Below are 24,578 nucleotides of genomic sequence, written 5' to 3'. Positions count from 1 at the left end.
TTTTTCAAGCAGAAGACGGCATACGAGATCGATTAGTGACTGGAGTTCAGACGTGGCTCTTCCGATCGCCTGGAGAAGGTCACCCCGCTCCAGGCGATCGAGCAGCTCAACAAGCGTGCCGGCGCGCACGGCATCGGCCGCATCGACATCGTCGAGGACCGTCTGGTGGGCATCAAGTCCCGCGAGGTCTACGAGGCCCCGGGCGCGATCGCGCTGATCGAGGCGCACCGCGAGCTGGAGAACGTCACCCTCGAGCGCGAGCAGGCCCGCTTCAAGCGCGGCGTCGAGCAGAAGTGGGGCGAGCTGGTCTACGACGGCATGTGGTCCTCGCCCCTGAAGAAGTCCCTCGACACCTTCATCGTGGACACCCAGGAGCACGTGAACGGCGACATCCGGATGGTGCTGCACGGCGGACGCGCCACCGTGACGGGCCGTCGCTCGGAGACTGGTCTCTACGACTTCAACATGGCCACCTACGATGAGGGTGACGCGTTCGACCAGAGCGCGGCACGCGGCTTCATCGAGATCTACGGCCTCGCCGCCAAGCAGGCCGCAGCGCGCGAGGCGCGCCTGAAGGGATAGGCATGTCCGAGCAGTCCGGCGCCCAGCAGGGCGGCAGTGGCACCAGCGCGAGTGGACCGAGCGGCACCGTCGAGGGCGCCCTGTGGGGCGGCAGGTTCGCCGGCGGTCCGGCCGATGCGCTGGCGGCGCTGAGCAAGTCGACTCACTTTGACTGGCGCTACGCCGACGACGACCTGCGCGGCTCGATCGCTCATGCGCACGCTCTGCAGCGCGCTGGACTGCTGACGGACGACGAGACGTCGACGATGGTGGGCGGCCTCGCGAAGATGCGCGAGGACGTCGCGGCCGGACGCCTGGGCCCCGCCGAGTCCGATGAGGACGTGCACGGTGCGCTCGAGCGGATCCTGATCGCGCGCGTCGGGCCCGAGGTCGGCGGCAAGCTCCGCGCGGGCCGGTCTCGCAACGATCAGATCGCCACCCTGTCGCGCATGTACCTGCGGAGGCACGCACGTCTCATCGCGTCGCACCTCCTCGATGTCGTGGACGCGCTGCTGGCGCAGGCCGACCGCCACATCGACGACCCCATGCCGGGGCGCACGCACTTCCAGCACGCGCAGCCCGTGACCATCGGCCACCACCTGCTCGCGCACGCGTGGCCGCTGCTGCGCGATGTCGAGCGCCTGACCGATTGGGACGCGCGCGCCGCGTTCTCGCCCTACGGCGCCGGCGCGCTCGCCGGTTCCACCCTGGGCCTGGACCCCCAGGGCGTCGCGGACGAGCTCGGCTTCGCCGGACCCATGGAGAACTCGATCGACGCCACGGCCTCGCGCGACGTGGTCGCGGAGTTCCTGTGGGTGGCATCGATGATCGGCGTCGACCTGTCGCGCATCTCCGAGGAGGTTATCGCGTGGGCGACCGTGGAGTTCGGCTTCGCGGGCCTCGACGACCAGTACTCGACGGGCTCGAGCATCATGCCGCAGAAGAAGAACCCGGACATCGCGGAACTCGCGCGCGGGAAGGCCGGCCGCCTGATCGGCGACCTCACGGGCCTGCTTGCGACGCTCAAGGGCCTCCCGCTCGCGTACAACCGTGACATCCAGGAGGTCCACGAGCCCGGCTTCGATGCCGTCGAGACGCTCGAGGTGCTCCTGCCGGCCTTCTCCGGCATGATCCGCACGCTCGTCATCCACGCGGACCGCACGGCGGAGCTGGCGCCCGCCGGCTTCTCCCTGGCGACCGACGTCGCGGAGTGGCTCGTCAAGAAGGGCGTGCCGTTCCGTGAGGCCCACGAGGTCGCGGGTGCCTGCGTGCGGCTGTGCGAGAAGCGCGGCAAGGAGCTGCACGAGCTCACCGACGAGGAGCTGGGCGAGCTGCACCCCGAGCTCGACGGCTCGGTGCGCGAGGTGCTGACCGTGGAGGGCTCGCTCGCCGCGCGCGACGGCGTGGGAGGCACAGCGCCCGCGCGCGTGATCGAGCAGGGCAAGGCGGCGCGCGCTCGCGTCAAGCACTTCCGACCCTGGTCGCTCGCCGCCTCCTGACCACGGATCCCGCCGCGCACGAGGGGAGCGCACATGGACACCGCTCTCGCGTCGGTCGCGTTCGGCGTGCTCGCCGTCGGGCTGGTGGTGCCGGCGGTCCTCGAGTTCCTGATCGGCGGGCCTCCTGACGCGGGTGAGGAGCGCGCGTGGGTCGCGAACAACCGCGGCCGCATCGCGGCGATCGATGAGTTCCTCGTGATCATGGCCGTGGTCACGGCCATCGGCGTGGTTGCAGCGTGGCGCGTCATGGCCCCGGTCCCCACGGGCGTGGCGATCGCCGCAGTGCTGACGCTCGTGTCGGTGGCGGTCGCCGTGACGGTCTCCGTGCTCCACGGCCGGCTCGTGTATCCGATCCGCTCGCTCGACGTCTCGGCGGACGCGGCGGCGCTCGCTCTCATCGTGAGCGCGTTCTACTCCGCGCTGCACGTCATCGCGTTGGTCCAGGGGGCGGCGCTCGTCGCGCTCGGCGTGGGGCTGTGGGTCTCTCCCGCGGGAGTGCCGTTCGCCATCGCCACCCTCGTGCTCGGCGTCGCGTGCGTGCCGCTGTCTTTCGCCTACCGGCTCGACAGGCGCATCGGCCTGGGGATCATGGTGGCCGCCGGAGCGTGGTCCGCCTGGTTCGCGGCAGTACTCGCGACCTGGTGACGCCAGCCCGGCCCCGCGAAACACCCGCGTCATCCGTCATCTGACACGATGGCCGGGTGACCGAGCTCGACGACGCGACAGCCCGCCTGCCAGCGATGCTGGAGGATGTGCGCCGCATCATCGAGTGCGAGTCTCCCTCCGACGACCTCGACGCCAACGCGCGCAGCGCGTCCGTCGCCGCGGACGTCCTGGGCGGGCGCCTCGCGCAGGCAGGACTGCCGAGCGAGCCCGAATCCCTGATCATCGACGGCGTCACTCACCTGCGCTGGCGCCTGGGCGGGCCCACGCGCGTGCTGCTGCTGGGCCACCACGACACCGTGTGGCCACTCGGCACGCTCGAACGCATGCCGTTCTCGACGGCGGGCGGCGTCCTGCGCGGCCCTGGCTGCTTCGACATGGCGATCGGCCTGGTGCAGGCGGTCCACGCGGCGTGCGCGGTCGCGCTTCGCCGGGGGACCGATGCGGTGGCTGGGGTGACGATCCTCGTCACCGGTGACGAGGAGGTGGGTTCCGTGACGTCCCGCGCGCTCGTCGAGGACGAGGCGCGCGGCGCGGACGCCGTGCTGGTGCTCGAGGCGTCCGGCCCCGGCGGCGCGCTGAAGACCGAGCGCAAGGGTGTGTCGCTCTACACCGTCACCGCACACGGGAGGGCGTCGCACGCGGGCCTCGACCCCGAGCGGGGAATCAATGCCGGCGTGGAGCTCGCTCACCAGCTGCAGGCAGTGGCGTCCCTTCACGGAGCCGAGACGTCCGTGGTGCCCACCCGCGGCACGATCGGCACCACCGTCAACACGGTCCCGGCGCGGGCGTCGTTCGACGTCGACGTCCGCGCGCGCACCGCCGCCGAGCAGGACCGCGTCGATGCCGCGATCCGGGCGCTCGAGCCGGTCCTGGACGGCGCCACCGTCGACGTCGCCGGGGGAGTGAACAGGCCGCCGCTCGAACGCGACCGCGCCGTCGAGCTCTTCGCGCTGGCCGCCCGCCTCGCGCCTGCGGCGGGCATCGACGATCTCGACGAGTGCTCCGTGGGAGGCGCTTCCGACGGCAACCTCACCGCTGGCGTGGGCGCGCGCACGCTCGACGGCCTGGGCGGCGTGGGCGGGGGAGCGCACGCGGAGGACGAGCACGTCTTGATCGAGCACATCCCGCCTCGCACGGCGCTGCTGTCGCTGATGCTGGGCGAGCTCCTCGAGGCGCGCGCATGAACGGGGCAACCCCGGCCGAGGCCCGCGCGGACGCGAGCGACGCGGCCGACGGCGCCCGCATCGAGGTCCGTGCCCTGGACCACCAGGGCGTCCGCGAGGCGGACGGACTGTTCACCCGGCTGTGGGGAGCGTCGGTGATGGAGGCGCCGCTGATGATCGCGCTCGAGCACTCCGGCGCCTACGTCGCCGGTGCGTTCGACCGCAACGGGGCACGCATGGTGGGCGCGTGCATCGGCTACTTCGCGCAGCCGCTGGGCGAGGTCCTCCACTCGCATGTCGCGGGCGTCGATCCCGGCGTGGCCCGGCGCGGCGTCGGCATCGCCATGAAGCTCGATCAGCGGGCATGGGCGCTCGAACGCGGGCTGGCGCGCATCACCTGGACCTTCGACCCGCTGGTGGCGCGCAACGCGGCGTTCAACCTGCGTCGCCTGGGAGTGGACGTCGCCGGGTACCTCGTCGACTTCTACGGCGACATGTCGGACGGCGTCAACGCCGGCCAGGGCAGCGACCGACTCCTGGTCTCCTGGCCCCTTGCACGGCCCGTGCCGCCCCCGGGTGAGCCCGTTCCCGAGCCCGCCGCCGCATCGGCCCTCCTGGCGAACGTCGACGGAGAGCCCCACCCGTACGTTCCCGACCCCACCGCCACGCGCCTCGCGGTCGAGCTCCCCGAGGACATCGAGGGACTTCGCGCCGCGGATCCCGCGTGCGCCGCCCGTTGGCGCGGAGCCGTTCGCGGTGCGCTCGCGCCGCTGCTCGGGGACGGCGCGTCGGGTGCACGCTGGCGCGTCGCCGGATTCCACGACCACCGCTACCTGCTGGAGAGAGCATGATCCAGATCGACCACGTCACCCTGCGGGAGCTGCGCATCCCTCTCGTGACGCCTTTCACCACCTCGTTCTCGACGCAGACGGCCCGCACCGTCGTGGCCGTGGAGGTCGCTGCGCGCGTGGACGGCGCCGAGGTCACGGGCTGGGGAGAGTGCGGCGCTCTCGCCGAGCCCGTGTACTCCGAGGAGTACGCCTCCGGCGCCGTGGACGTCACCGAGCGCTTCCTGCTGCCGCGCCTGGCGCAGGCGCAGAGGGCCGATGCTCTGTCCGCGGAGACCGTGGGCACGCACCTCGAGGCGGTGGTGGGGCACCGGATGGCGAAGGCAGCGCTCGAGTCCGCGCTGCTCGACGGACAGCTGAAGGCGGCCGGGACGTCGTTCGCGGACTACCTGGGCGTCACCCGTGACCGGGTGCCGTCCGGGGTGAGCGTGGGCATCCAGGACTCGATCCCGCGCCTGCGCGACGTGGTGCAGGGGTACCTCGACGAGGGCTACCGGCGCATCAAGCTCAAGATTCAGCCGGGATGGGACGTCGAGCCGGTGCGAGCGGTGAGAGAGGCGCATCCTGACGTGCCGCTCCAGGTGGACGCCAATGCCGCGTACACGCTGGTCGACGCGGCCCACCTGCGCCGGCTCGACGCTTTTGACCTGCTGCTCATCGAACAGCCCCTCGCTGAGGACGATCTGCGCCAGCACGCCGAGCTCGCCCGCGCCATGTCGACGCCGATGTGCCTCGACGAGTCCGTGGTGTCGGTCGCGTCCGCGGCCGACGCGATCGCGCTGGGGGCGGCAGCCGTCATCAACATCAAGCCCTCGCGGGTGGGCGGCTACCTGGAGTCGCGCCGCATCCACGACCTCGCCCGCGCTCACGGCGTGGCCGTGTGGTGCGGCGGCATGCTCGAGACCGGCCTCGCGCGCGGCGCCAATGCCGCGCTCGCGGGCCTGCCGGGCTTCACGCTGCCGGGCGACATCTCCGCCTCCAGCAGGTTCTACGACCGGGATCTCACGACGCCGTACGTCATCGACGACGGACACATCGCGGTGCCGAGCTTCCCTGGCCTGTGCGAGGAGCCGGACGGCGATGCCGTCGCCGCTTTCCAGACGACCGAGCGGGTCATCGACGTCGAGTGACGCTCAGGCGACCTCGACCTCGACCGCGTCGGTGAGCCCCTTGAGATCCGCGTAGGAGATCTCGAACACGCTCGCCGGGATGCCGGCGGCGGCCCACAACTCGCCGTGCTCCTCGAGCTCGACGTCGATGTACGTGGGCAGCGGAGCAGGGTGGCCCACGGGCGCGACGCCGCCGATGGGCTGCCCCGTGGCGGCCCGCACCTCGTCCGGCATCGCACGCGTCACCGCCTGCACGCCGATCGCCTGGGCGAGCCGAGCCGTGTCCACCCGATGGGCTCCCGACGCCAGGACGAGGATGGGGCCGCGCTCCGTCATGAAGACCAGCGAGTTCGCGATCGCCCCGAGCTCGCAGCCCAGATAGGCCGCGGCCTCCGCGGCGGTGTGGGTGCCCGAGGACAGCTCGCGCACGCGGCCGTGCAGTCCTGCGCTGTCGAGGACGTCGGCGACCTTCTGCACAGAGGGGTGCATGCGGCTACCGTAGCCTGGCCCGGTGACCCCTGTCCCGCTGAGCGCGATCGTTCGCGCCGCCCGCGCATCGGCGCCCGGGCTGGGCGGAGAGCGGCCGATGCGCCTGGTGCTGGTGGACGGGCCCGCAGGCTCGGGCAAGACCACCCTGGCCAACCGCCTCGTGGCGGCGCTCGGCGGCGAGTCCTCGGCGGGGCCCGGCACCTTCGATCCCGCGCGCGCGTGCGCGCGGGGCGCGCCGGCGCAGCTCCTGCACGCCGACGACATGTACGAAGGCTGGGACGGGCTGGAGACTCTCGACGCCGTCCTGGTCGACGACGTGCTGGAGCCTCTGGCTGCGGGCCGCGACGCCTCGTTTCGGATGTGGGACTGGGAGCAGTCGGCCCGGACGCACGAGGTCCCGGTGCCGGTCCGGCCCTTCCTCGTCATCGAGGGCGTGGGGGTGGGTCAGGCTGCGGCTCGCGCCTTCGCCAGCCTGCTGGTGTGGATCGAGGCGCCCGCCGACGTGCGGCTCCGGCGGGGGCTGGAACGGGACGGCGAGGCGATGCGCGACGAGTGGTTGCGGTGGCTGCCGCGGGAGGCGGCGCACTTCGCGGTCGAGGGCACGCGGGCGGCGGCGGACGTGGTGCTCGACGGGACCGCAGCCATCCCGGACTGACGCCGCTGGCAGTGGGGCCGCTGCCCGCCGCGGGCCGCTCGTGCGTGGCCAGGGTGAGCCGGGTCTCACGTTCGCCCTCAGAACGCCGCGATGTCTCTGAGAGAACTCTCAGACAGAGGCGCATAACGTCGTAAGTGTCGCTGGGCATGCGACCACCGCGAGTCGGTTGGACCCCTCACTAGACGTCCACCCCTCAGCGCCGATTCGCGGGATCGGATCGCGTGCCCAGCGACTCTTTCGTCTCTGACCCCGGCGATCCGCCGGCGCGCACGCACTGGCACAATGGGCGCATCATGACTCAGCACATCCTTGACGAGCTCGCCTGGCGCGGGCTGATCTCCCAGACCACCGGTGACGACGAGCTCCGCGCTCATCTCGACGAGGGCCCGATCACGCTGTACTGCGGATTCGACCCGACGGCGCCGAGCCTGCACATCGGCAACCTCGTGCAGCTGGTGCTGCTAAGGCATCTGCAGCGCGCCGGGCATCGCATCCTCCCTCTGGTGGGGGGCGCGACCGGCATGATCGGCGACCCCCGGATGTCCGGGGAGCGCGTCCTCAACACCAAGGAGACCGTCGCCGAGTGGGTGGAGCGCCTGCGCTCCCAGATCTCGATGTTCCTCGACTTCGAGGGGGACAACGCCGCGCAGATGGTCAACAACCTCGATTGGACGGGCGAGCTGTCGGCGATCGATCTCCTCCGCGAGGTCGGCAAGCACTTCCGACTCGGGACCATGCTGGCCAAGGACACGGTGGCACGTCGCCTCGAGAGCGACGAGGGCATCAGCTACACGGAGTTCTCGTACCAGGTGCTCCAAGGAAACGACTACCGCGAGCTCCACCGCCGCTACGGCTGCACCCTGCAGACCGGGGGCAACGACCAGTGGGGCAACCTGCTGAGCGGTGTCGAGCTGATTCGCAAGGCCGAGGGCGCCGCCGTGCACGCGATGACCACGCCTCTGATCACCAAGGCGGATGGCACCAAGTTCGGCAAGTCCGAGGGCGGCGCGGTGTGGCTCGCTCCCGACATGATGTCGCCGTACGCCTTCTACCAGTTCTGGATCAATACGGAAGACGCCGACGTGGTGCGCTTCCTGAAGATCTTCACGTTCCTCACGCGCGAGCGCATCGAGGAGCTCGAGCAGGCCGTGGCGGCGGAGCCCTTCAAGCGCGAGGCGCAGCGCACCCTGGCATGGGAGGTCACCGCACTCGTTCACGGAGCCGATGCGGCCGACGCCGTCGTGCAGGCGTCGCAGGCGATCTTCGGGCGAGCGGAGCTGCACGGGCTGGATGAGGCGACTCTCGACGGTTGCGCGCAGGAGCTGGGCGGAGTGGAAGTGCCTGCCGGAGCGTCAGTCGTCGATGCGCTGGTGCTTGCAGGCATCGTCTCCTCCAAGTCCGATGCTAGGCGAGCGGTGCAGGATGGCGGAGCGTACGTCAACAACGCCAAGGTGGACTCGATCGAGCAGGCCGTCGATGCTCACGCGCCCCTCGCGGGAGGCTGGATCGTGCTCCGCCGAGGAAAGAAATCTGTGGGACTTGTGCGGGTGGCCGCCTGAGCGGCGCCCTCGCCAGGACGCCCACTTGAGGCTTTACCAGGAGCGATGATGCTCACGGGGAGGCGACACGCCCGGATGTCTACCGATTTGACTTGGTGGTTCACCTGGCCGTAATGTCTTCCTCGCTGCCAACGACGGAAGCGCTTCTCGGAGGACTGAACAAGGCCACGAGAAGCCCCTCAAGACAGCTCCCCATCACCGATCGATCTCGAGTCGCTAGCGCGCCCGGACTGATGTACGATGGAGAGCCCCCCACGGGACACAGACTGCACAACACGCCGGCAAGGCGAGTTGACAGGATGAGAACAAGGGGGTAAGTTGGTAGGGTTGCCCGGAAGGGATCGCCACTGAGTCCAAGTCGCACGAGCTGCGATTTGACAGAGCGAAATCAGCCGAGTAACTTATCCGAGTTGCCTGATTGAGATCAGCCAAAAGAATTCGCTGGAAAAGCGATTTGACAGGCCGAAATCAAACAAGTAACTTATCCGAGTTGCCACAATGGGAACAGCCGAAAAGATCGCTGAAATCGCGATTTGACAAGCTGGAAACATGGCGGTAACTTTGAAGGGTTGCCCCGAGCGCCGGCCGAACGGCCCGCGAACGGTGCGCGTCCGAACCTTGAGAACTCAACAGTGTGCCACATAGTCGATGCCAAAACCTCCGGCATCACGGTGTGAGAGCTTCGGCTCGAGCAGCGGGATGCAGGATTCCTTTGGTAGACAACGAAATGTCAGTGACATTTTGTTCGAAGCTAGAGATTAAACGGTTCTTCGGAACCACTTCGTATTGTATGTGAACCGACTTCGGTCGGATTGCTATCAAACATTCACGGAGAGTTTGATCCTGGCTCAGGACGAACGCTGGCGGCGTGCTTAACACATGCAAGTCGAACGGTGAAGCGAGAGCTTGCTCTCGTGGATCAGTGGCGAACGGGTGAGTAACACGTGAGTAACCTGCCCCAGACTCTGGGATAAGCCTTGGAAACGAGGTCTAATACCGGATACGAGACGAGACCGCATGGTCATCGTCTGGAAAGAATTTCGGTCTGGGATGGACTCGCGGCCTATCAGCTTGTTGGTGAGGTAATGGCTCACCAAGGCGACGACGGGTAGCCGGCCTGAGAGGGCGACCGGCCACACTGGAACTGAGACACGGTCCAGACTCCTACGGGAGGCAGCAGTGGGGAATATTGCACAATGGGCGCAAGCCTGATGCAGCGACGCCGCGTGGGGGATGAAGGCCTTCGGGTTGTAAACCCCTTTCAGTAGGGAAGAAGCGAAAGTGACGGTACCTACAGAAGAAGCGCCGGCTAACTACGTGCCAGCAGCCGCGGTAATACGTAGGGCGCAAGCGTTGTCCGGAATTATTGGGCGTAAAGAGCTCGTAGGCGGTCTGTCGCGTCTGCTGTGAAAACCCGAGGCTCAACCTCGGGCCTGCAGTGGGTACGGGCAGACTAGAGTGTGGTAGGGGAGACTGGAATTCCTGGTGTAGCGGTGGAATGCGCAGATATCAGGAGGAACACCAATGGCGAAGGCAGGTCTCTGGGCCACTACTGACGCTGAGGAGCGAAAGCATGGGGAGCGAACAGGATTAGATACCCTGGTAGTCCATGCCGTAAACGGTGGGCACTAGATGTGGGGCTCTTTCCATGAGTTCCGCGTCGCAGCTAACGCATTAAGTGCCCCGCCTGGGGAGTACGGCCGCAAGGCTAAAACTCAAAGGAATTGACGGGGGCCCGCACAAGCGGCGGAGCATGCGGATTAATTCGATGCAACGCGAAGAACCTTACCAAGGCTTGACATATACCCTTTATCCCTAGAGATAGGGAGTCCTTCGGGGGGGTATACAGGTGGTGCATGGTTGTCGTCAGCTCGTGTCGTGAGATGTTGGGTTAAGTCCCGCAACGAGCGCAACCCTCGTCCTATGTTGCCAGCACGTAATGGTGGGGACTCATAGGAGACTGCCGGGGTCAACTCGGAGGAAGGTGGGGATGACGTCAAATCATCATGCCCCTTATGTCTTGGGCTTCACGCATGCTACAATGGCCGGTACAATGGGCTGCAATACCGTAAGGTGGAGCGAATCCCAAAAAGCCGGTCTCAGTTCGGATTGAGGTCTGCAACTCGACCTCATGAAGTTGGAGTCGCTAGTAATCGCAGATCAGCAACGCTGCGGTGAATACGTTCCCGGGCCTTGTACACACCGCCCGTCAAGTCACGAAAGTCGGTAACACCCGAAGCCGTCGGCCCAACCCTTTGGGAGGGAGACGTCTAAGGTGGGATTGGCGATTGGGACTAAGTCGTAACAAGGTAGCCGTACCGGAAGGTGCGGCTGGATCACCTCCTTTCTAAGGAGCATTTGGCAGCCATCGCGCTGTCCATGACTCGTTTCGGCCTCAAACGCAGGCCGGCGAGAGCTCACGGATGGAACATCGACATGGCATGACGCTGCGAGCGTCTCATCAGTACGCCCCTCGGGGTTGGAACCATGAGAAACGCACGGCGCATGCAAGGCACACTGTTGGGTCCTGAGGGATCGGGCGTTAAGCGCGACCTCAGGTCGGTCGATATGACTGACTGGACGGATCACTGGAGCCGGATGAACCACCTCGCACAGCGAGGCAGGCGCCGGCAGAACGTGAGCCCGCCCGTACCTTGAGAACTGCATAGTGGACGCGAGCATCTTTGATATCTGTGGTCAAGTTTTTAAGAGCACATGGTGGATGCCTTGGCAGTAGGAGCCGATGAAGGACGTTGTAGCCTGCGATAAGCCTCGGGGAGCTGGCAAACAAGCTTTGATCCGAGGATGTCCGAATGGGGAAACCCCGCTGGAGTCATGTCCAGTGACCCTCGCCTGAACACATAGGGCGAGCGGAGGGAACGTCGGGAAGTGAAACATCTCAGTACCGACAGGAAGAGATATTCCGTGAGTAGTGGCGAGCGAAAGCGGATCAGGCCAAACCGTCAGCGTGTGATAGCCGGCAGGCGTTGCGTTGGCGGGGTTGTGGGACCTTTCTGGGAGAGCTGCCGTTCTCCCAAGGAGTCAGAAATCCGCGTGATAGTCGAAGGGCATTGAAAGGCCCGGCACAGAGGGTGCAACCCCCGTAGACGAAATCTCGCGGACTCCTGAGAGTCATCCCAAGTAGCACGGGGCCCGAGAAATCCCGTGTGAATCAGCAGAGACCACTCTGTAAGCCTAAATACTACCTACTGACCGATAGCGGAACAGTACCGTGAGGGAAAGGTGAAAAGTACCCCGAGAGGGGAGTGAAATAGTACCTGAAACCGTGTGCTTACAATCCGTCGGAGCCTCCCTAGCAGGGGTGACGGCGTGCCTTTTGAAGAATGAGCCTGCGAGTTAGTGCTCGGTGGCAAGGTTAACCCGTGAGGGGCAGCCGTAGCGAAAGCGAGTCCGAATAGGGCGATTGAGTCGCCGGGTCTAGACCCGAAGCGAAGTGATCTATCCATGGCCAGGTTGAAGCGCGGGTAAGACCGCGTGGAGGACCGAACCCACTTGGGTTGAAAACCGAGGGGATGAGCTGTGGATAGGGGTGAAAGGCCAATCAAACTTCGTGATAGCTGGTTCTCCCCGAAATGCATTTAGGTGCAGCGTTGCGTGTTTCTTGCCGGAGGTAGAGCTACTGGATGGCCGATGGGCCTCACCAGGTTACTGACGTCAGCCAAACTCCGAATGCCGGTAAGTGAGAGCGCAGCAGTGAGACTGTGGGGGATAAGCTTCATAGTCGAGAGGGAAACAGCCCAGAACACCAACTAAGGCCCCTAAGCGTGTGCTAAGTGGGAAAGGATGTGGAGTTGCATAGACAACCAGGAGGTTGGCTTAGAAGCAGCCACCCTTGAAAGAGTGCGTAATAGCTCACTGGTCAAGTGATTCCGCGCCGACAATTTAGCGGGGCTCAAGTACACCGCCGAAGTTGTGTCATTCACACACTGCCTGGTCTTCGGATCCAAGCGTGTGGATGGGTAGGGGAGCGTCGTGTGGCGAGTGAAGTCGCGGGGTAACCCAGCGGTGGACGCCACACGAGTGAGAATGCAGGCATGAGTAGCGAAAGACGGGTGAGAAACCCGTCCGCCGAATGACCAAGGGTTCCAGGGCCAGGTTAATCCGCCCTGGGTAAGTCGGGACCTAAGGCGAGGCCGACAGGCGTAGTCGATGGACAACGGGTTGATATTCCCGTACCGGCGAAGAACCGCCCATGCTGAACGGATAATGCTAAGCGCCCGATGCCACTCAACCCTTCGGGGAGCGGTGGAGTAGCGCGCGACCCAAGTCCTTAGTAGGCAAGCGTATTAACAGGGGTGACGCAGGAAGGTAGCCAGGCGTGGCGATGGTTGTCCACGTCCAAGGCCGTAGGGCGAGCTGTAGGCAAATCCGCAGCTCATATGCCTGAGAACTGATGGTGACTGCACAAGCAGGAAACTGGTGATCCTATGCTGCCAAGAAAAACCTCGGCGCGAGGTTCTAGCCGCCCGTACCCCAAACCGACTCAGGTGGTCAGGTAGAGAATACTAAGGCGATCGAGTGAATCGTGGTTAAGGAACTCGGCAAAATGCCCCCGTAACTTCGGGAGAAGGGGGGCCTGAGGCGTGATCAGCTCTTGCAGCTGTGAGCGTTTGAGGGCCGCAGAGACCAGGGAGAAGCGACTGTTTACTAAAAACACAGGTCCGTGCGAAGTCGCAAGACGATGTATACGGACTGACGCCTGCCCGGTGCTGGAAGGTTAAGAGGAAGGGTTAGTCGAAAGGCGAAGCTCTGAATTTAAGCCCCAGTAAACGGCGGTGGTAACTATAACCATCCTAAGGTAGCGAAATTCCTTGTCGGGTAAGTTCCGACCTGCACGAATGGCGTAACGACTTCTCCGCTGTCTCAACCGCGAACTCGGCGAAATTGCACTACGAGTAAAGATGCTCGTTACGCGCAGCAGGACGGAAAGACCCCGGGACCTTTACTATAGCTTGGTATTGGTATTCGGTGTGGTTTGTGTAGGATAGGTGGGAGACTTTGAAGCCGATACGCCAGTATTGGTGGAGTCATTGTTGAAATACCACTCTGATCACTCTGGATATCTAACCTCGGTCCGTAATCCGGATCAGGGACAGTGCCTGGTGGGTAGTTTAACTGGGGCGGTTGCCTCCCAAAGAGTAACGGAGGCGCCCAAAGGTTCCCTCAGCCTGGTTGGCAATCAGGTGGCGAGTGCAAGTGTACAAGGGAGCTTGACTGTGAGACTGACAGGTCGAGCAGGGACGAAAGTCGGGACTAGTGACCCGCTGGTGGCATGTGGAAGCGCCAGCGCTCAACGGATAAAAGGTACCCCGGGGATAACAGGCTGATCCTGCCCAAGAGTCCATATCGACGGCATGGTTTGGCACCTCGATGTCGGCTCGTCGCATCCTGGGGCTGGAGTTGGTCCCAAGGGTTGGGCTGTTCGCCCATTAAAGCGGTACGCGAGCTGGGTTTAGAACGTCGTGAGACAGTTCGGTCCCTATCCGCTGCGCGCGCAGGAAATTTGAGAGAATCTGTCCCTAGTACGAGAGGACCGGGATGGACGAACCTCTGGTGTGCCAGTTGTTCCGCCAGGAGCACGGCTGGTTGGCTACGTTCGGAACGGATAACCGCTGAAAGCATCTAAGCGGGAAGCCGGTCTCAAGATGAGATTTCCACGGGATTATTCCCGAGAGGCCCCCTATAGACCATGGGGTTGATAGGCCGGATGTGGAAGAGAGGACTAAAGACTCTTGAAGCTGACCGGTACTAATAGGCCGATAACTTGACTTTTATCAATGCATGCTACGCGTCCACTGTGCGGTTCCCGAGATACGGTCGGGTACTGATATCTCCATAGAGTTTCCGCTGCCATAGCGAGAGGGAAACGCCCGGTCCCATTCCGAACCCGGAAGCTAAGCCTCTCAGCGCCGATGGTACTGCACTCGTGAGGGTGTGGGAGAGTAGGTCGCAGCGGGACATTCTTTCAACGAAGGGCCGCCCAATGCTGGGCGGCCCTTCGTGCTTTCCTGGACACTGTGTCCTAGACCCGTGCGCGTCCGAGCGCACTGCATGACCGAACGGAGCACCATGGCTGGCACACGAGGCGACGACCGCGATCGCGATCGAGACTCTCGAGAGCCCCGGGGCGACCGCAGCTCGTCCGCGCGCGGCGGTCAGTCCGATCGCCGCAGCAGCGGAGGCGCGCAGCGCTCCTCCGGCTACGGTCGATCGAGCGGCGGCTCATCGAAGCGCGAGGGATCCGGCTGGAGCCGCGGCTCGGCCGGTGGCGGATTTGCTTCGCGCGCCGGCGGCTCGGGCCAGCGGGGTGATCGCTCCGGTGGTCGATCCTCGAGCGGCGACGAGCGTCGCGGCGGATACTCCGGTGATCGACGTGACTCCCGCAGCGGCGATGACCGCCGGGGTGGGTACTCGGGCGACCGACGTGACTCCCGTAGCGGTGAAGGCCGCTCGGGTGGCCGCGGTGGCCAGGGTGCGCCCCGTGGTGATCGCGAGCGATGGGGCCAGGGCGACCGCAACCGCGGCGGCCAGGGCGATCGCTACCGCGGCGGCCAGGATCGGCCCAGCGGCAGCGGCCGTTCCGATGGCCGTTCCGACGGACGCTCGGGTGGTCGAGGCTACGGCAGGCCGGATTCGCGCGACGGCGCACGCCGATCGGGCGGACCTCGTCGCGACGGTGACGGACAGGGCCCTCGCGGACAGGGGCGCGGTCCCTCGGACCGCGTGCGCCGCGACGATCGGCGCAACGAGCGTCCCGATGGCTCGCGACGCGGCGATCGCGGACTGGTCAAGGAGACCCCTGCCGGCCCCGAGATCCCCGACGAGGTGGAGTACGGCCAGCTCGACCGGACCGTGCGCGCCCGTCTGCGCACGCTGAGCAAGGACAACGCCGAGGACGTGGGCCGTCACCTGATCATGGTGGGCTCGCTGCTCGACCTGGACCCTGAGCTCGCGTACCAGCACGCGCAGGTCGCGGTGGCACGCGGCGGTCGCGTGGACGTGGTCCGCGAGGCGAACGCCCTCGCCGCCTACGCCACCGGCCGGTTCAGCGAGGCTCTGCGCGAGTTCCGCACGGTCCGGCGGCTCAACGGCTCGCACGAGCACCTGCCGCTTATGGCCGACTGCGAGCGTGGCCTGGGACGCCCCGAGCGCGCCATCGACCTTGCGCGGAGCCCCGAGGCGGCCCAGCTCCCCGAGCGCGCTCGCATCGAGCTCGAGATGGTCGTGGCCGGCGCCCGCCTCGACATGGGCGATGCCGCGGCGGCTCTGGTCGCTCTGCGGCGCATCGAGACCGCGGACGCGGAGCTGCGCACGCGCATCGACGCCGCGACGGTGCCGGTGCTGCGCGCACTCGGCGACCACGAGGGCGCTGAGGCGCTCGAAGCGAAGGTCCCCGATGCGAACGTGGAGCCCGACGTCGAGTTCGACATCACCGTCTACGACGTCGCCGAGCTTCCGGAGCCCGTCGAGGACGAAGACGAGGACCTGGACGAGGAAGACGACGAGTACTCCGACGAGGACGAAGACGAGGACCTCGACGAGGCTCCGTCGGACGAGGCACCCGCCGAGGAGGACGCGCCCGCCGAGGCCCCTGCAGCCGGCGACGGCGAGGAGCAGCGGTGACCGCATCGTCCCTGTTGGGGAGCGCGCAACCGCTGCAGACCGCTTTCGACGCCGCACTGGTCGACCTCGACGGCGTCGCCTACCGCGGACCCCACGCGATCCCCACGGCGCCGCCCGCTCTCGAGGCGGCACGCGCCGCCGGGATGCGCGTCGTGTTCGTCACCAACAACGCCTCGCGCGAGCCCGGCACCGTCGCCGATCACCTGTCGAGCCTGGATATCCCCGCGAGCGAGTCTGAGGTCATGACCGCGGCCCAGGCCGCCGCGGCGCTGATGCTCGAGACCGTGCCCGCCGGCTCCACCGTGCTGGTCGTGGGCGGCGCGGGCCTGCGGACCGCCGTGTCTGAGGCGGGCTTCGTGCTCGTCGACAGCGCGGACGACCACCCCCACGCCGTCGTGCAGGGATTCTCGCCCGACGTGTCGTGGCGCGACCTCGCGGAGGCGTCCTACGCCGTCGCGGCCGGAGCGCGCTTCTTCGCGTCCAACAAGGACCTCACCATCCCCAACGAACGCGGCACCGCGCCCGGGAACGGCTCGCTGGTGAACGTGGTCGTGACGGCCACCGGAGTGGTTCCGCCGGGCGCTGGAAAGCCCGAGCCGGCGATGTTCCGCCTGGCGGCGGACAAGGCCTCCGCGTCGCGCCCGCTGGTCGTGGGCGACCGCCTCGACACCGACCTCAAGGGTGCACGCGCCGCCGGCTACCCCGGTCTGCAGGTGCTCACCGGCGTCGATGGCATCCGCGACGCGATCCTCGCGCCCCCGGAGCATCGGCCGTCCTTCCTGGGACACGACCTGCGCGCGCTCGCGCTGGCGCACCCCGAACCGTCGCTCGACGGGGACGTGTGGTCCGTGGGCGCGGCACGAGCGCGGGTGGTCGACGGCACCCTGGAGATCCTGGCGCGCGACGGCGGCGCGGACGGCCTCGACACCGCCCGAGTCGCGTGCGCGGCGGCCTGGCACAGCGCCGATGCCGGCACAACGGTGAAGGTTGAGGGCCTCGGCGACGTGGAGGTACTCTCGGCACATGAATGAGATCAAGGATCAGCGCGAGCCGCTCGGCGAGGTCAACTACCCGCCGGAGGTGCGTGAGGCGCTCAAGTCCGTCTCGGAGCTGCCGGAGGACCTCGACAAGCAGGCCGAGTTCTTCGACAAGATCCAGGACTCGCTGTCCACGCGCATGCGGGAAGAGCAGTAGGGCGCCAGTGCGCCTCGACCGCGCGCTTCACGCGCGCGGCCTCGCTCGATCGCGCTCGCACGCGCAGGAACTGATCGCCCGAGGCGCCGTCACCGTCGACGGCGCCGCCGCGACGCGACCCGCGCAGGCGGTCGACGATGCCACCGTGCTGGCCGTCAGCGATGACGCCGCGCGCTACGTCTCCCGTGCCGCCCACAAGCTCATCAGCGCTCTCGACGCCTGCGAGCCCCTCGGTCTCGACGTCGCGGGAGTGCGCGCTCTCGACGCCGGTGCCTCGACGGGCGGCTTCACCCAGGTGCTGCTCGAGCGCGGCGCGGCGCACATCGACGCGGTCGACGTGGGCCACGATCAGCTCGCGCCCGAGCTGAGGAACGACGATCGCGTCGCGGTGTTCGAGGGCGTCAACGTCCGGGACCTCGCGCCCGGGTCGCCCGGCACGGGAGCGGAGCTGGTGGTCGCCGACCTGTCCTTCATCTCCCTCACGCTGGCGGTGCCGGCCCTCGTCCGCACGGTCGCCGCGACCGCGGACTACGTCCTCATGGTCAAGCCGCAGTTCGAGGTGGGGCGCGGCCGCCTCAGCGCGCGCGGAGTTGTCACGGACCGCAAGGCCCGCGCCGAGGCCGTGGCGAACGTCGCCGCCTGCATGGAGCGCGAGGGCTTGACGATCCACCATGTCGCGCGCAGCGCCCTGCCTGGTCCGCACGGCAATGTGGAGTTCTTCGTGTGGGCCTCCGGGGCATGGCAGGCTAGTGGTGAGAAGGCCGCGCGCCCCGTGCTCCACGGCGAGGCGCTCGCGGCCCGCATCGCACACGAGGTGCAGGAAGCGGAGGGAGATCAATGACCCGCAGGGTCCTCATCGTCGCGAACCCTCATCGCCCCGGCACCCTCGAGGCCGGGGACGAGGCCGCTCGCGTCCTCGCCGCGTCCGGGATCGAGACCTGCACGGCGTACACGCCGGGAGTCTCCGAGCCCATCGAGGCCGCGATCGTGCTCGGCGGAGACGGCACCATGCTCCACGCCGCGCAGCTCACCCACGGCACCGGCATCCCGTTGCTGGGCGTCAACCTCGGGCGCGTCGGCTTCCTTGCCGAGATCGAGCGCGAGGACGTCGCCGCGGCGGCGCAGCGTCTCGCCGACGGCGACTACCAGGTCGAGGAGCGCGGCACGCTGCAGGTGACCGTCACCCGCGACGACGGTTCGGTCGAGACCGGGTGGGCCCTCAACGAGGCGACCCTGGAGCGCGCCAACCGGCTGCGCACCCTCGAGGTCGCGCTCGCTGTCGACGGGCTGCCGCTGTCGAGCTTCGGCTGCGACGGCCTCGTGATCGCGACCGCCACCGGGTCCACCGCGCACGCCTTCTCCGCCGGCGGCCCCGTGATGTGGCCCGACGTCGACGCCCTGCTGTGCGTCCCCCTCGCCGCTCACGCCCTGTTCGCCCGGCCCCTGGTCGTGGGACCGGGGTCGTCCTTCCAGATCGAGGTGGAGGCCAGCTCGTCGTCCGCTGGCCAGGTGGTCCTCGACGGCGCCCGCTCGATCGACACCGGCCGGGGCTGCCTGGTCGAGATCGGTCGCGGCGAGCACACCGTGCGGCTCGCACGGACCTCGGACGCGCCGTTCACCGCGCGGCTGGTCAAGAAGTTCTCGCTGCCCACCGACGGCTGGCACGGCGAGCGCGCCCGCACCACGCCCATCGGTCGCGAGATCCACGGCGACCCCGAGCCCTCGGTCCGGACGCCGGGCAACGGCGCCGCTCCCGACGAGGACGGGTGAGCGTGCTCCACGAGCTCACCATCTCCGACCTCGGAGTCATCGAATCCGCGCGCATCGAGCTGGGCCCCGCGCTGACCTGCGTCACGGGCGAGACCGGCGCCGGCAAGACCATGGTCCTCACCGGGCTGGGCCTCATCCTGGGCGCGAAGGCGGTGCCGGAGACGGTGCGCCGGGGGGCCGATGCGGCACTCGCGGAAGCGGTGCTCGACGCCCCCCGCACGGGTGAGGTGGCGGAGCGGCTCGAGGATGCCGGGATCGACGTCGAGGACGACGGCACGGTCGTGGTCTCGCGCACCGTGGGAGCCAGCCGGCGGTCACGGACCGTCATCGGCGGTCGCACGGTGCCCCAGGCGCTGCTCGCGGAGGTGGCCGAGGCGCTCGTGACTGTCTACGGCCAGCACGATCAGGCACGCCTGCGCACCGCCGCGCGGCAGCGCGCGACCCTCGACGCCTACGCCGGTCCCGACCATCAGCCCGTCGTTGCCGAGTATCGCGGCGCGTGGGAGGCGTGGACGCAGGCGACGGCCGCGCTCGAGCGCATGGAGCAGGGAGCCGATGCGGCACGCGCCGAGGTGGCACGGCTGCGCGACGATCTCGCCGCGATCGACGCGCTCGCGCCGCAGCCCGACGAGGACGAGGCGCTCGCGGCCGAGGCGCGCGTGCTGGAGAACGCCGAGGACGTCAGGACGGGCGTCGCGGCGGCCCACGCGGCGCTCGGCGGAGGCGATGGCGGCGACGATCACTCCGCGGTCGCCGCGCTGGATGCTGCCCGCCGCGCTCTCGCCGACGCCGCGCGCCACGATCCGTCGCTGGCGGACCTCGAGGAACGACTGTCGGGCCTCGTCTACGGCGCCGGGGACCTGGTCACCGAGCTCGCGTCGTACGTCGAGGGACTCGACGCGGACCCGGCCCGGCTCGACGAGATTCACGAGCGCCGCAGCGACTTCGCCGGCCTCATGCGCCGCATCGGCGTCGCCGACCTCGCCGGCGTCCTCGCGTACGCGGAGGACGCCCGGCCACGGGTCGCGGAGGACGACGCCTGGGACACGACCCTCGAGCAGCGCCGCCAGGCGGTCGACAGCGCCCGTGCGGCACTCGACCACGCCGCCAGCCGCCTCAGCGACGGTCGCCGCGCCGCCGCATCGGCCCTCGCGGAGGCCGTGGCCGCGGAACTGCACCGGCTCGCGATGCCCGACGCGGCGTTCGCCGTGGCGGTCGAGCCCACCGAGCCCGCGCCCCACGGAGCCGACGTGATCGCGATGACGCTCGCCTCCCACCCGGGAGCGCCGCAGCGTCCGGTCGCCGAGGCGGCGAGCGGGGGAGAGCTGTCGCGCATCATGCTCGCCCTCGAGGTCGCGATCGCGGAGCGCGTCCACGAGGGCTCGCGGACCTTCGTGTTCGACGAGGTGGACGCCGGCGTGGGCGGCCGCGCCGCCGTCGCCGTGGGCGAACGCCTCGCGGAGCTCGCGCGGAGCCATCAGGTGATCGTCGTCACGCACCTCGCGCAGGTCGCGGCCTTCGCCGACACCCACGTGGTGGTGGCAAAGGCGACCGACGGCACGGTCACGCGCGCCCAGGTGACCGAGGTGTCGGGCGACGCGCGGATCGAGGAGATCGCGCGCCTCCTGTCGGGCCAGGAGGACTCCCAGACGGCACGCGCCCACGCCCTTGAGCTGCTGGAGGCCTCCGGCGTGGCACCATGACCGCATGACCCGCTCCGACCGCGCTGACAGCGCGAGCGGCGGCACCGTCACCGGCCCCCTGCGGATCGAGCCCACCGTGCGCGCGCTCGCCCGTCGACTGCGGCCCGGCGACGTCGCCGTCATCGACGTCCTCGACCTCGACCAGAAGGCCGCCGAGGCCCTCGCGGCCCGCCGTCCCGGTGCGGTCGTCAACGTCCGGTCGTCGATGTCGGGCCGCTTCCCGACGGGCGGGCCGCGGGTGCTGCTCGACGCGGGAATCGTGCTGGTCGACGACGCGGGGTCCGCGATCCTGGGCGGCTCGGATGGCGCGACCGCGACCGTCGCCGGCCCGGAGATCTCGATCGATGGCGAGGCCGTCGCCACCGGCACGCTCGTGGACGAGGAAGCCCTCGCGCGGCTCACCGCAGAAGCCGCCGAAGGCATGCACGTGCAGCTCGCCACCTTCACCGCGAACGCGATGGACCACGTCGAGCGCGAGGCCGATCTGATCCTCGACGGCGCGGGCCTGCCCGACCTGGGCATCGACGTGACCGACCGCGACGTCGTGGTCATCGCCTCCGGCTATCAGCACCGCGAGCAGCTGCGTCAGATCCGGCGCTATCTGCGCGATCGCCGCCCCGTCCTCATCGCCGTGGGCGATGCCGCCGACGCCGCCCTCGAGCTCGCTTCCGCCCCGCACCTGATCGTGGGCGACGTGGAGTCCGTGGGCGAGAACGCTCTGCGCGCGGCGGATCACGTGCTGCTGCACGAGCCGCACGGCGCGGATCCGGGCGAGGCGCGCGTCGACGCGCTCGGCGTGAGCCACTCGACCGCGACCTCCTCGCTGCCCTCCGCGGCGCTCGCGATCCTGCTCGCGCACGCCAGCGGCGCCCGCGTGATCGTGACCGTGGGCGTCGAGGGCACGCTGCAGGACTATCTCGAGGCCGCGCACACCGACGCCTCGGGGATGTTCCTCGCGAGGCTCCAGGCGGGCCGCTCCGTCGTGGACGCGACGGCTCTCGCGCAGGTGTACCGCCACCGGTACTCGCCGTGGGTGCTCGTCGCGCTCGTCACCAGCGCGGTGCTCGCGCTGGGCGTCGCGATCTGGGTGACGCCGGGCGGCCGGGAGCTGATCGAGCAGGGCTGGTCCACCGTGACCGGCTGGTTCGGAGGACTGTGATGAAGGACTTTCGCTATCACGTGGTCTCGCTGGTGGCCGTGTTCCTGGCGCTCGCGGTGGGCGTGGTGCTGGGCTCGGGGCCCATGCGCGATGCGTTCGTGGGCGGCCTGACCGAGCAGATCGATGCGCTCGAGGGCGAGCGCGACCAGGCGGTGGCCGATGCGGCTGCGGCCGAGGAGCAGACGCTCACCGCGCGCCAATACGCGGACGAGTCCGCGCCGCTGCTGCTGGCGAACAGCGTGAATCGCACACAGACCGCGACCGTCGAGGTCGCCGGGCCCGGTGACGGGGCGACCGCAGGAGTGCGCGACCGGCTGGTCCAGGCCGGCGCCGTGCTGAGTGCCGACCTCGTGATCGAGGAGGCGTGGACGGATCCGTCGCAGAGCGCGTTCCGGTCCTCCCTCGCATCGACCATCGCGCCCAACGTCGTGGGCGTCGACGCGGAGACGTCGACGCCGACCGTGCTCGCGCACGCCCTCGCGCAGGGGCTGATGCCGGGCGTGTACCCGCCGGGATTCAGCGAGGCCGACCTGTCCACGACGGACTTCCCCGATCCCGCGAGCGCGGCCGAGCGCTCGGCCCTGCTGATGGACCTGCTCACCGAGGCCGGGCTGGTCACGGGAGTCGCGACGGAGCCCGTCGAGGCCTTCGTGCTGGTCGCCGGGCCGGGTCCGGAGGACGAGGCGGAGCGCGCCGAGCAGTCCGGCACGCTCTCCGCCCTGGCCGCGACCCTGGCCGGCTACACGTCCGGCGTGGTGGTGGCATCGGGCCTCGACGCGACCGGTGACCTGCCGAGCGCGGTGCTCAGCTCGCCCGACGCATCGGCTGCCGTGGCGACCGTGGTCGAGGGCACCGAGTACTACGGACAGATCTCCGTGCCCCTCGCGCTGGCGCAGGCGATCGGTGGATCCGTGGGCCACTACGGCCCGGGCGAGGACCGGGTCCTGGTCCCGCCGCGCGCAGGGTGATCGGACCTCGATCACTCGATCGCCGGCGCCGAATCCGCGTGGCGGGGTGGGTGGTCACCGCGAATCGCTGTTACAGTTGAAGCCCGTGGAGCGAACGCGATTCTCGTCCGGCACGGACCATGTCACCCGTCACATCTTCGTCACGGGAGGCGTCGTCTCCTCCCTCGGCAAGGGCCTCACAGCATCCTCGCTGGGACGCCTGTTGCGCTCGCGCGGACTGCGCGTGACGATGCAGAAGCTCGATCCCTATCTCAACGTGGATCCGGGCACCATGAACCCCTTCCAGCATGGCGAAGTCTTCGTCACGGACGACGGCGCGGAGACCGATCTCGACATCGGCCACTACGAGCGCTTCCTCGACGTGAAGCTCTCCGCCAGCTCGAACGTCACCACCGGCCAGGTCTACTCGCAGGTGATCGCCAAGGAGCGGCGCGGCGAGTACCTGGGAGACACCGTCCAGGTCATCCCGCACATCACCGATGAGATCAAGCGCCGCATGCGCGACCAGGCCGGCCCCGACTGCGACGTCATCATCACGGAGGTAGGCGGCACCGTGGGCGACATCGAGTCGCAGCCCTTCCTCGAGGCCGCGCGCCAGGTCCGCCACGACGTGGGACGTGATCACGTGTTCTTCCTGCACGTGTCCCTGGTGCCCTTCATCGGGCCGTCGGGCGAGCAGAAGACCAAGCCCACCCAGCACTCCGTCGCAGCGCTGCGCAGCATCGGCATCCAGCCCGACGCGCTCGTGCTGCGCTCCGACCGCCCCGTGCAGCCCTCGGTCAAGAACAAGGTCGCGCTCATGTGCGACGTCGAGCCGGACGCCGTGGTCAACGCCATCGACGCACCGAGCATCTACGACATCCCGCGCGTGCTGCACTCCGAGGGCCTCGACGCGTACGTGGTGCGCCGCCTCAACATGCCGTTCCATGACGTCGAGTGGGGAGCGTGGAACGACGTCCTCAACCGTGTCCACCGCCCCGCGCACGAGGTCGAGGTCGCTCTCGTGGGCAAGTACATCGACCTGCCCGACGCGTACCTCTCGGTGAGCGAGGCGCTGCGCGCCGGAGGCTTCCACCACAGCGCGAAGGTCAACCTCCGCTGGGTGGCATCTGACTCGTGCCAGACCCCCGAGGGCGCAGAGAAGGCGCTGGGAGGCGTGGACGCGGTGCTGGTGCCCGGCGGATTCGGCGTGCGCGGCGTGGACGGCAAGATCGGCGCCCTGCAGTGGGCGCGCGAGAACAAGGTCCCCACGCTCGGCATCTGCCTGGGTCTGCAGACCATGGTCATGGAGTACGCGCGCAACGTGCTGGGGCTCGAGGGAGCATCGAGCTCGGAGTTCGATCCCGACACCCACCACCCCGTGGTCGCGACCATGGAGGAGCAGCTCGCCATCGTGGACGGCCAGGGGGACCTGGGCGGCACCATGCGACTGGGCGAGTACCAGGCGGTACTCAAGCCCGGGTCGGTCGCCGCGGAGACCTACGGAGCCCCGCAGGTGGGAGAGCGTCACCGCCACCGCTACGAGGTCAACAACCAGTACCGCGCCCAACTCGAGGACGCCGGCCTGGTGGTCTCGGGCGAGTCGCCCGAC

17 protein-coding genes, 3 rRNA genes and 1 pseudogene are annotated in these 24,578 nt (G+C 68.3%); 20 read left to right on the top strand and 1 reads right to left on the bottom strand.

Going from position 1 to position 24,578, the window contains the following annotated elements:
* Positions 1-78: 78 nt before the first annotated feature.
* From QZ483_RS04330 to menC, 6 genes and pseudogenes are all read left to right on the top strand, one after another.
* Positions 79-582, top strand: a pseudogene (locus tag QZ483_RS04330) (argininosuccinate synthase); the annotation flags it as partial.
* 2 nt (positions 583-584) lie between these two features.
* Positions 585-2,060 (top strand): argininosuccinate lyase, encoded by a 1,476-nt coding sequence (gene argH, locus QZ483_RS04325; protein ID WP_297081757.1) that lies wholly within the window; start codon positions 585-587, stop codon positions 2,058-2,060.
* A 33-nt stretch (positions 2,061-2,093) separates the two neighbouring features.
* Positions 2,094-2,705, top strand: a complete 612-nt coding sequence (locus tag QZ483_RS04320; protein WP_297081756.1) for a hypothetical protein — start codon at positions 2,094-2,096, stop codon at positions 2,703-2,705.
* A 56-nt stretch (positions 2,706-2,761) separates the two neighbouring features.
* A complete protein-coding gene (locus QZ483_RS04315; protein WP_297081755.1) occupies positions 2,762-3,910 on the top strand; it encodes a M20/M25/M40 family metallo-hydrolase in 1,149 nt (382 codons plus the stop codon).
* A complete protein-coding gene (locus QZ483_RS04310; protein ID WP_297081754.1) occupies positions 3,907-4,740 on the top strand; it encodes a hypothetical protein in 834 nt (277 codons plus the stop codon). The genes QZ483_RS04315 and QZ483_RS04310 overlap by 4 nt, the downstream gene beginning before the upstream one ends.
* Positions 4,740-5,867 carry an o-succinylbenzoate synthase gene (gene menC / locus QZ483_RS04305; RefSeq protein WP_367117084.1) on the top strand — a complete coding sequence of 376 codons (1,128 nt, stop codon included), beginning with the start codon at positions 4,740-4,742 and terminating at the stop codon, positions 5,865-5,867. The genes QZ483_RS04310 and menC overlap by 1 nt, the downstream gene beginning before the upstream one ends.
* Before the next feature lie 3 nt (positions 5,868-5,870).
* Here the strand turns inward: menC and QZ483_RS04300 are convergent, their stop codons facing one another.
* Positions 5,871-6,335, bottom strand: coding sequence for a YbaK/EbsC family protein (locus QZ483_RS04300; RefSeq protein WP_297081752.1), 465 nt, complete (start codon positions 6,333-6,335; stop codon positions 5,871-5,873).
* Positions 6,336-6,357: 22 nt separating this feature from the next.
* Here QZ483_RS04300 and QZ483_RS04295 point away from each other — a divergent pair, with 22 nt between their 5' ends.
* From QZ483_RS04295 to QZ483_RS04230, 14 genes are all read left to right on the top strand, one after another.
* A complete protein-coding gene (locus tag QZ483_RS04295) occupies positions 6,358-6,990 on the top strand; it encodes a uridine kinase (protein ID WP_297081751.1) in 633 nt (210 codons plus the stop codon).
* Positions 6,991-7,283: 293 nt separating this feature from the next.
* On the top strand, positions 7,284-8,549 hold the full coding sequence (gene tyrS, locus QZ483_RS04290; RefSeq protein WP_297081750.1) for a tyrosine--tRNA ligase: 1,266 nt from the start codon (positions 7,284-7,286) through the stop codon (positions 8,547-8,549).
* A gap of 825 nt (positions 8,550-9,374) precedes the next feature.
* A 16S ribosomal RNA gene (locus QZ483_RS04285) occupies positions 9,375-10,896 on the top strand.
* Between the two features lie 348 nt (positions 10,897-11,244).
* Positions 11,245-14,342 (top strand): 23S ribosomal RNA (locus QZ483_RS04280).
* A 70-nt stretch (positions 14,343-14,412) separates the two neighbouring features.
* A 5S ribosomal RNA gene (gene rrf, locus QZ483_RS04275) occupies positions 14,413-14,529 on the top strand.
* The 16S, 23S and 5S rRNA genes sit together here, the layout of an rRNA operon.
* A 764-nt stretch (positions 14,530-15,293) precedes the next feature.
* Complete coding sequence (locus QZ483_RS04270) at positions 15,294-16,193, top strand: hypothetical protein (RefSeq protein WP_297081749.1); 900 nt, start codon at positions 15,294-15,296, stop codon at positions 16,191-16,193.
* On the top strand, positions 16,190-17,224 hold the full coding sequence (locus QZ483_RS04265) for an HAD-IIA family hydrolase (RefSeq protein WP_297081748.1): 1,035 nt from the start codon (positions 16,190-16,192) through the stop codon (positions 17,222-17,224). Before QZ483_RS04270 ends, QZ483_RS04265 begins: the two co-directional genes overlap by 4 nt.
* Entirely contained in the window at positions 17,217-17,387 is a 171-nt protein-coding gene (locus QZ483_RS04260) for a hypothetical protein (protein ID WP_297081747.1), read from the top strand. The genes QZ483_RS04265 and QZ483_RS04260 overlap by 8 nt, the downstream gene beginning before the upstream one ends.
* A 7-nt stretch (positions 17,388-17,394) precedes the next feature.
* Positions 17,395-18,228, top strand: a complete 834-nt coding sequence (locus QZ483_RS04255; RefSeq protein WP_297081746.1) for a TlyA family RNA methyltransferase — start codon at positions 17,395-17,397, stop codon at positions 18,226-18,228.
* Positions 18,225-19,157 carry an NAD kinase gene (locus QZ483_RS04250; RefSeq protein ID WP_297081745.1) on the top strand — a complete coding sequence of 311 codons (933 nt, stop codon included), beginning with the start codon at positions 18,225-18,227 and terminating at the stop codon, positions 19,155-19,157. Before QZ483_RS04255 ends, QZ483_RS04250 begins: the two co-directional genes overlap by 4 nt.
* Positions 19,154-20,860, top strand: a complete 1,707-nt coding sequence (gene recN / locus QZ483_RS04245) for a DNA repair protein RecN (RefSeq protein ID WP_367117083.1) — start codon at positions 19,154-19,156, stop codon at positions 20,858-20,860. The genes QZ483_RS04250 and recN overlap by 4 nt, the downstream gene beginning before the upstream one ends.
* 4 nt (positions 20,861-20,864) lie before the next feature.
* Positions 20,865-22,019 (top strand): putative cytokinetic ring protein SteA, encoded by a 1,155-nt coding sequence (steA, locus tag QZ483_RS04240; protein WP_297081744.1) that lies wholly within the window; start codon positions 20,865-20,867, stop codon positions 22,017-22,019.
* A complete protein-coding gene (locus QZ483_RS04235; protein ID WP_297081743.1) occupies positions 22,019-22,987 on the top strand; it encodes a copper transporter in 969 nt (322 codons plus the stop codon). The genes steA and QZ483_RS04235 overlap by 1 nt, the downstream gene beginning before the upstream one ends.
* An 85-nt stretch (positions 22,988-23,072) precedes the next feature.
* On the top strand, positions 23,073-24,578 hold a 1,506-nt coding region (locus tag QZ483_RS04230; RefSeq protein WP_297081742.1), incomplete at its 3' end, for a CTP synthase.

Source organism: uncultured Demequina sp., from assembly GCF_913055775.1.
Lineage (GTDB): Bacteria > Actinomycetota > Actinomycetes > Actinomycetales > Demequinaceae > Demequina.
This window is presented reverse-complemented; position numbering and strand designations above follow the sequence as displayed.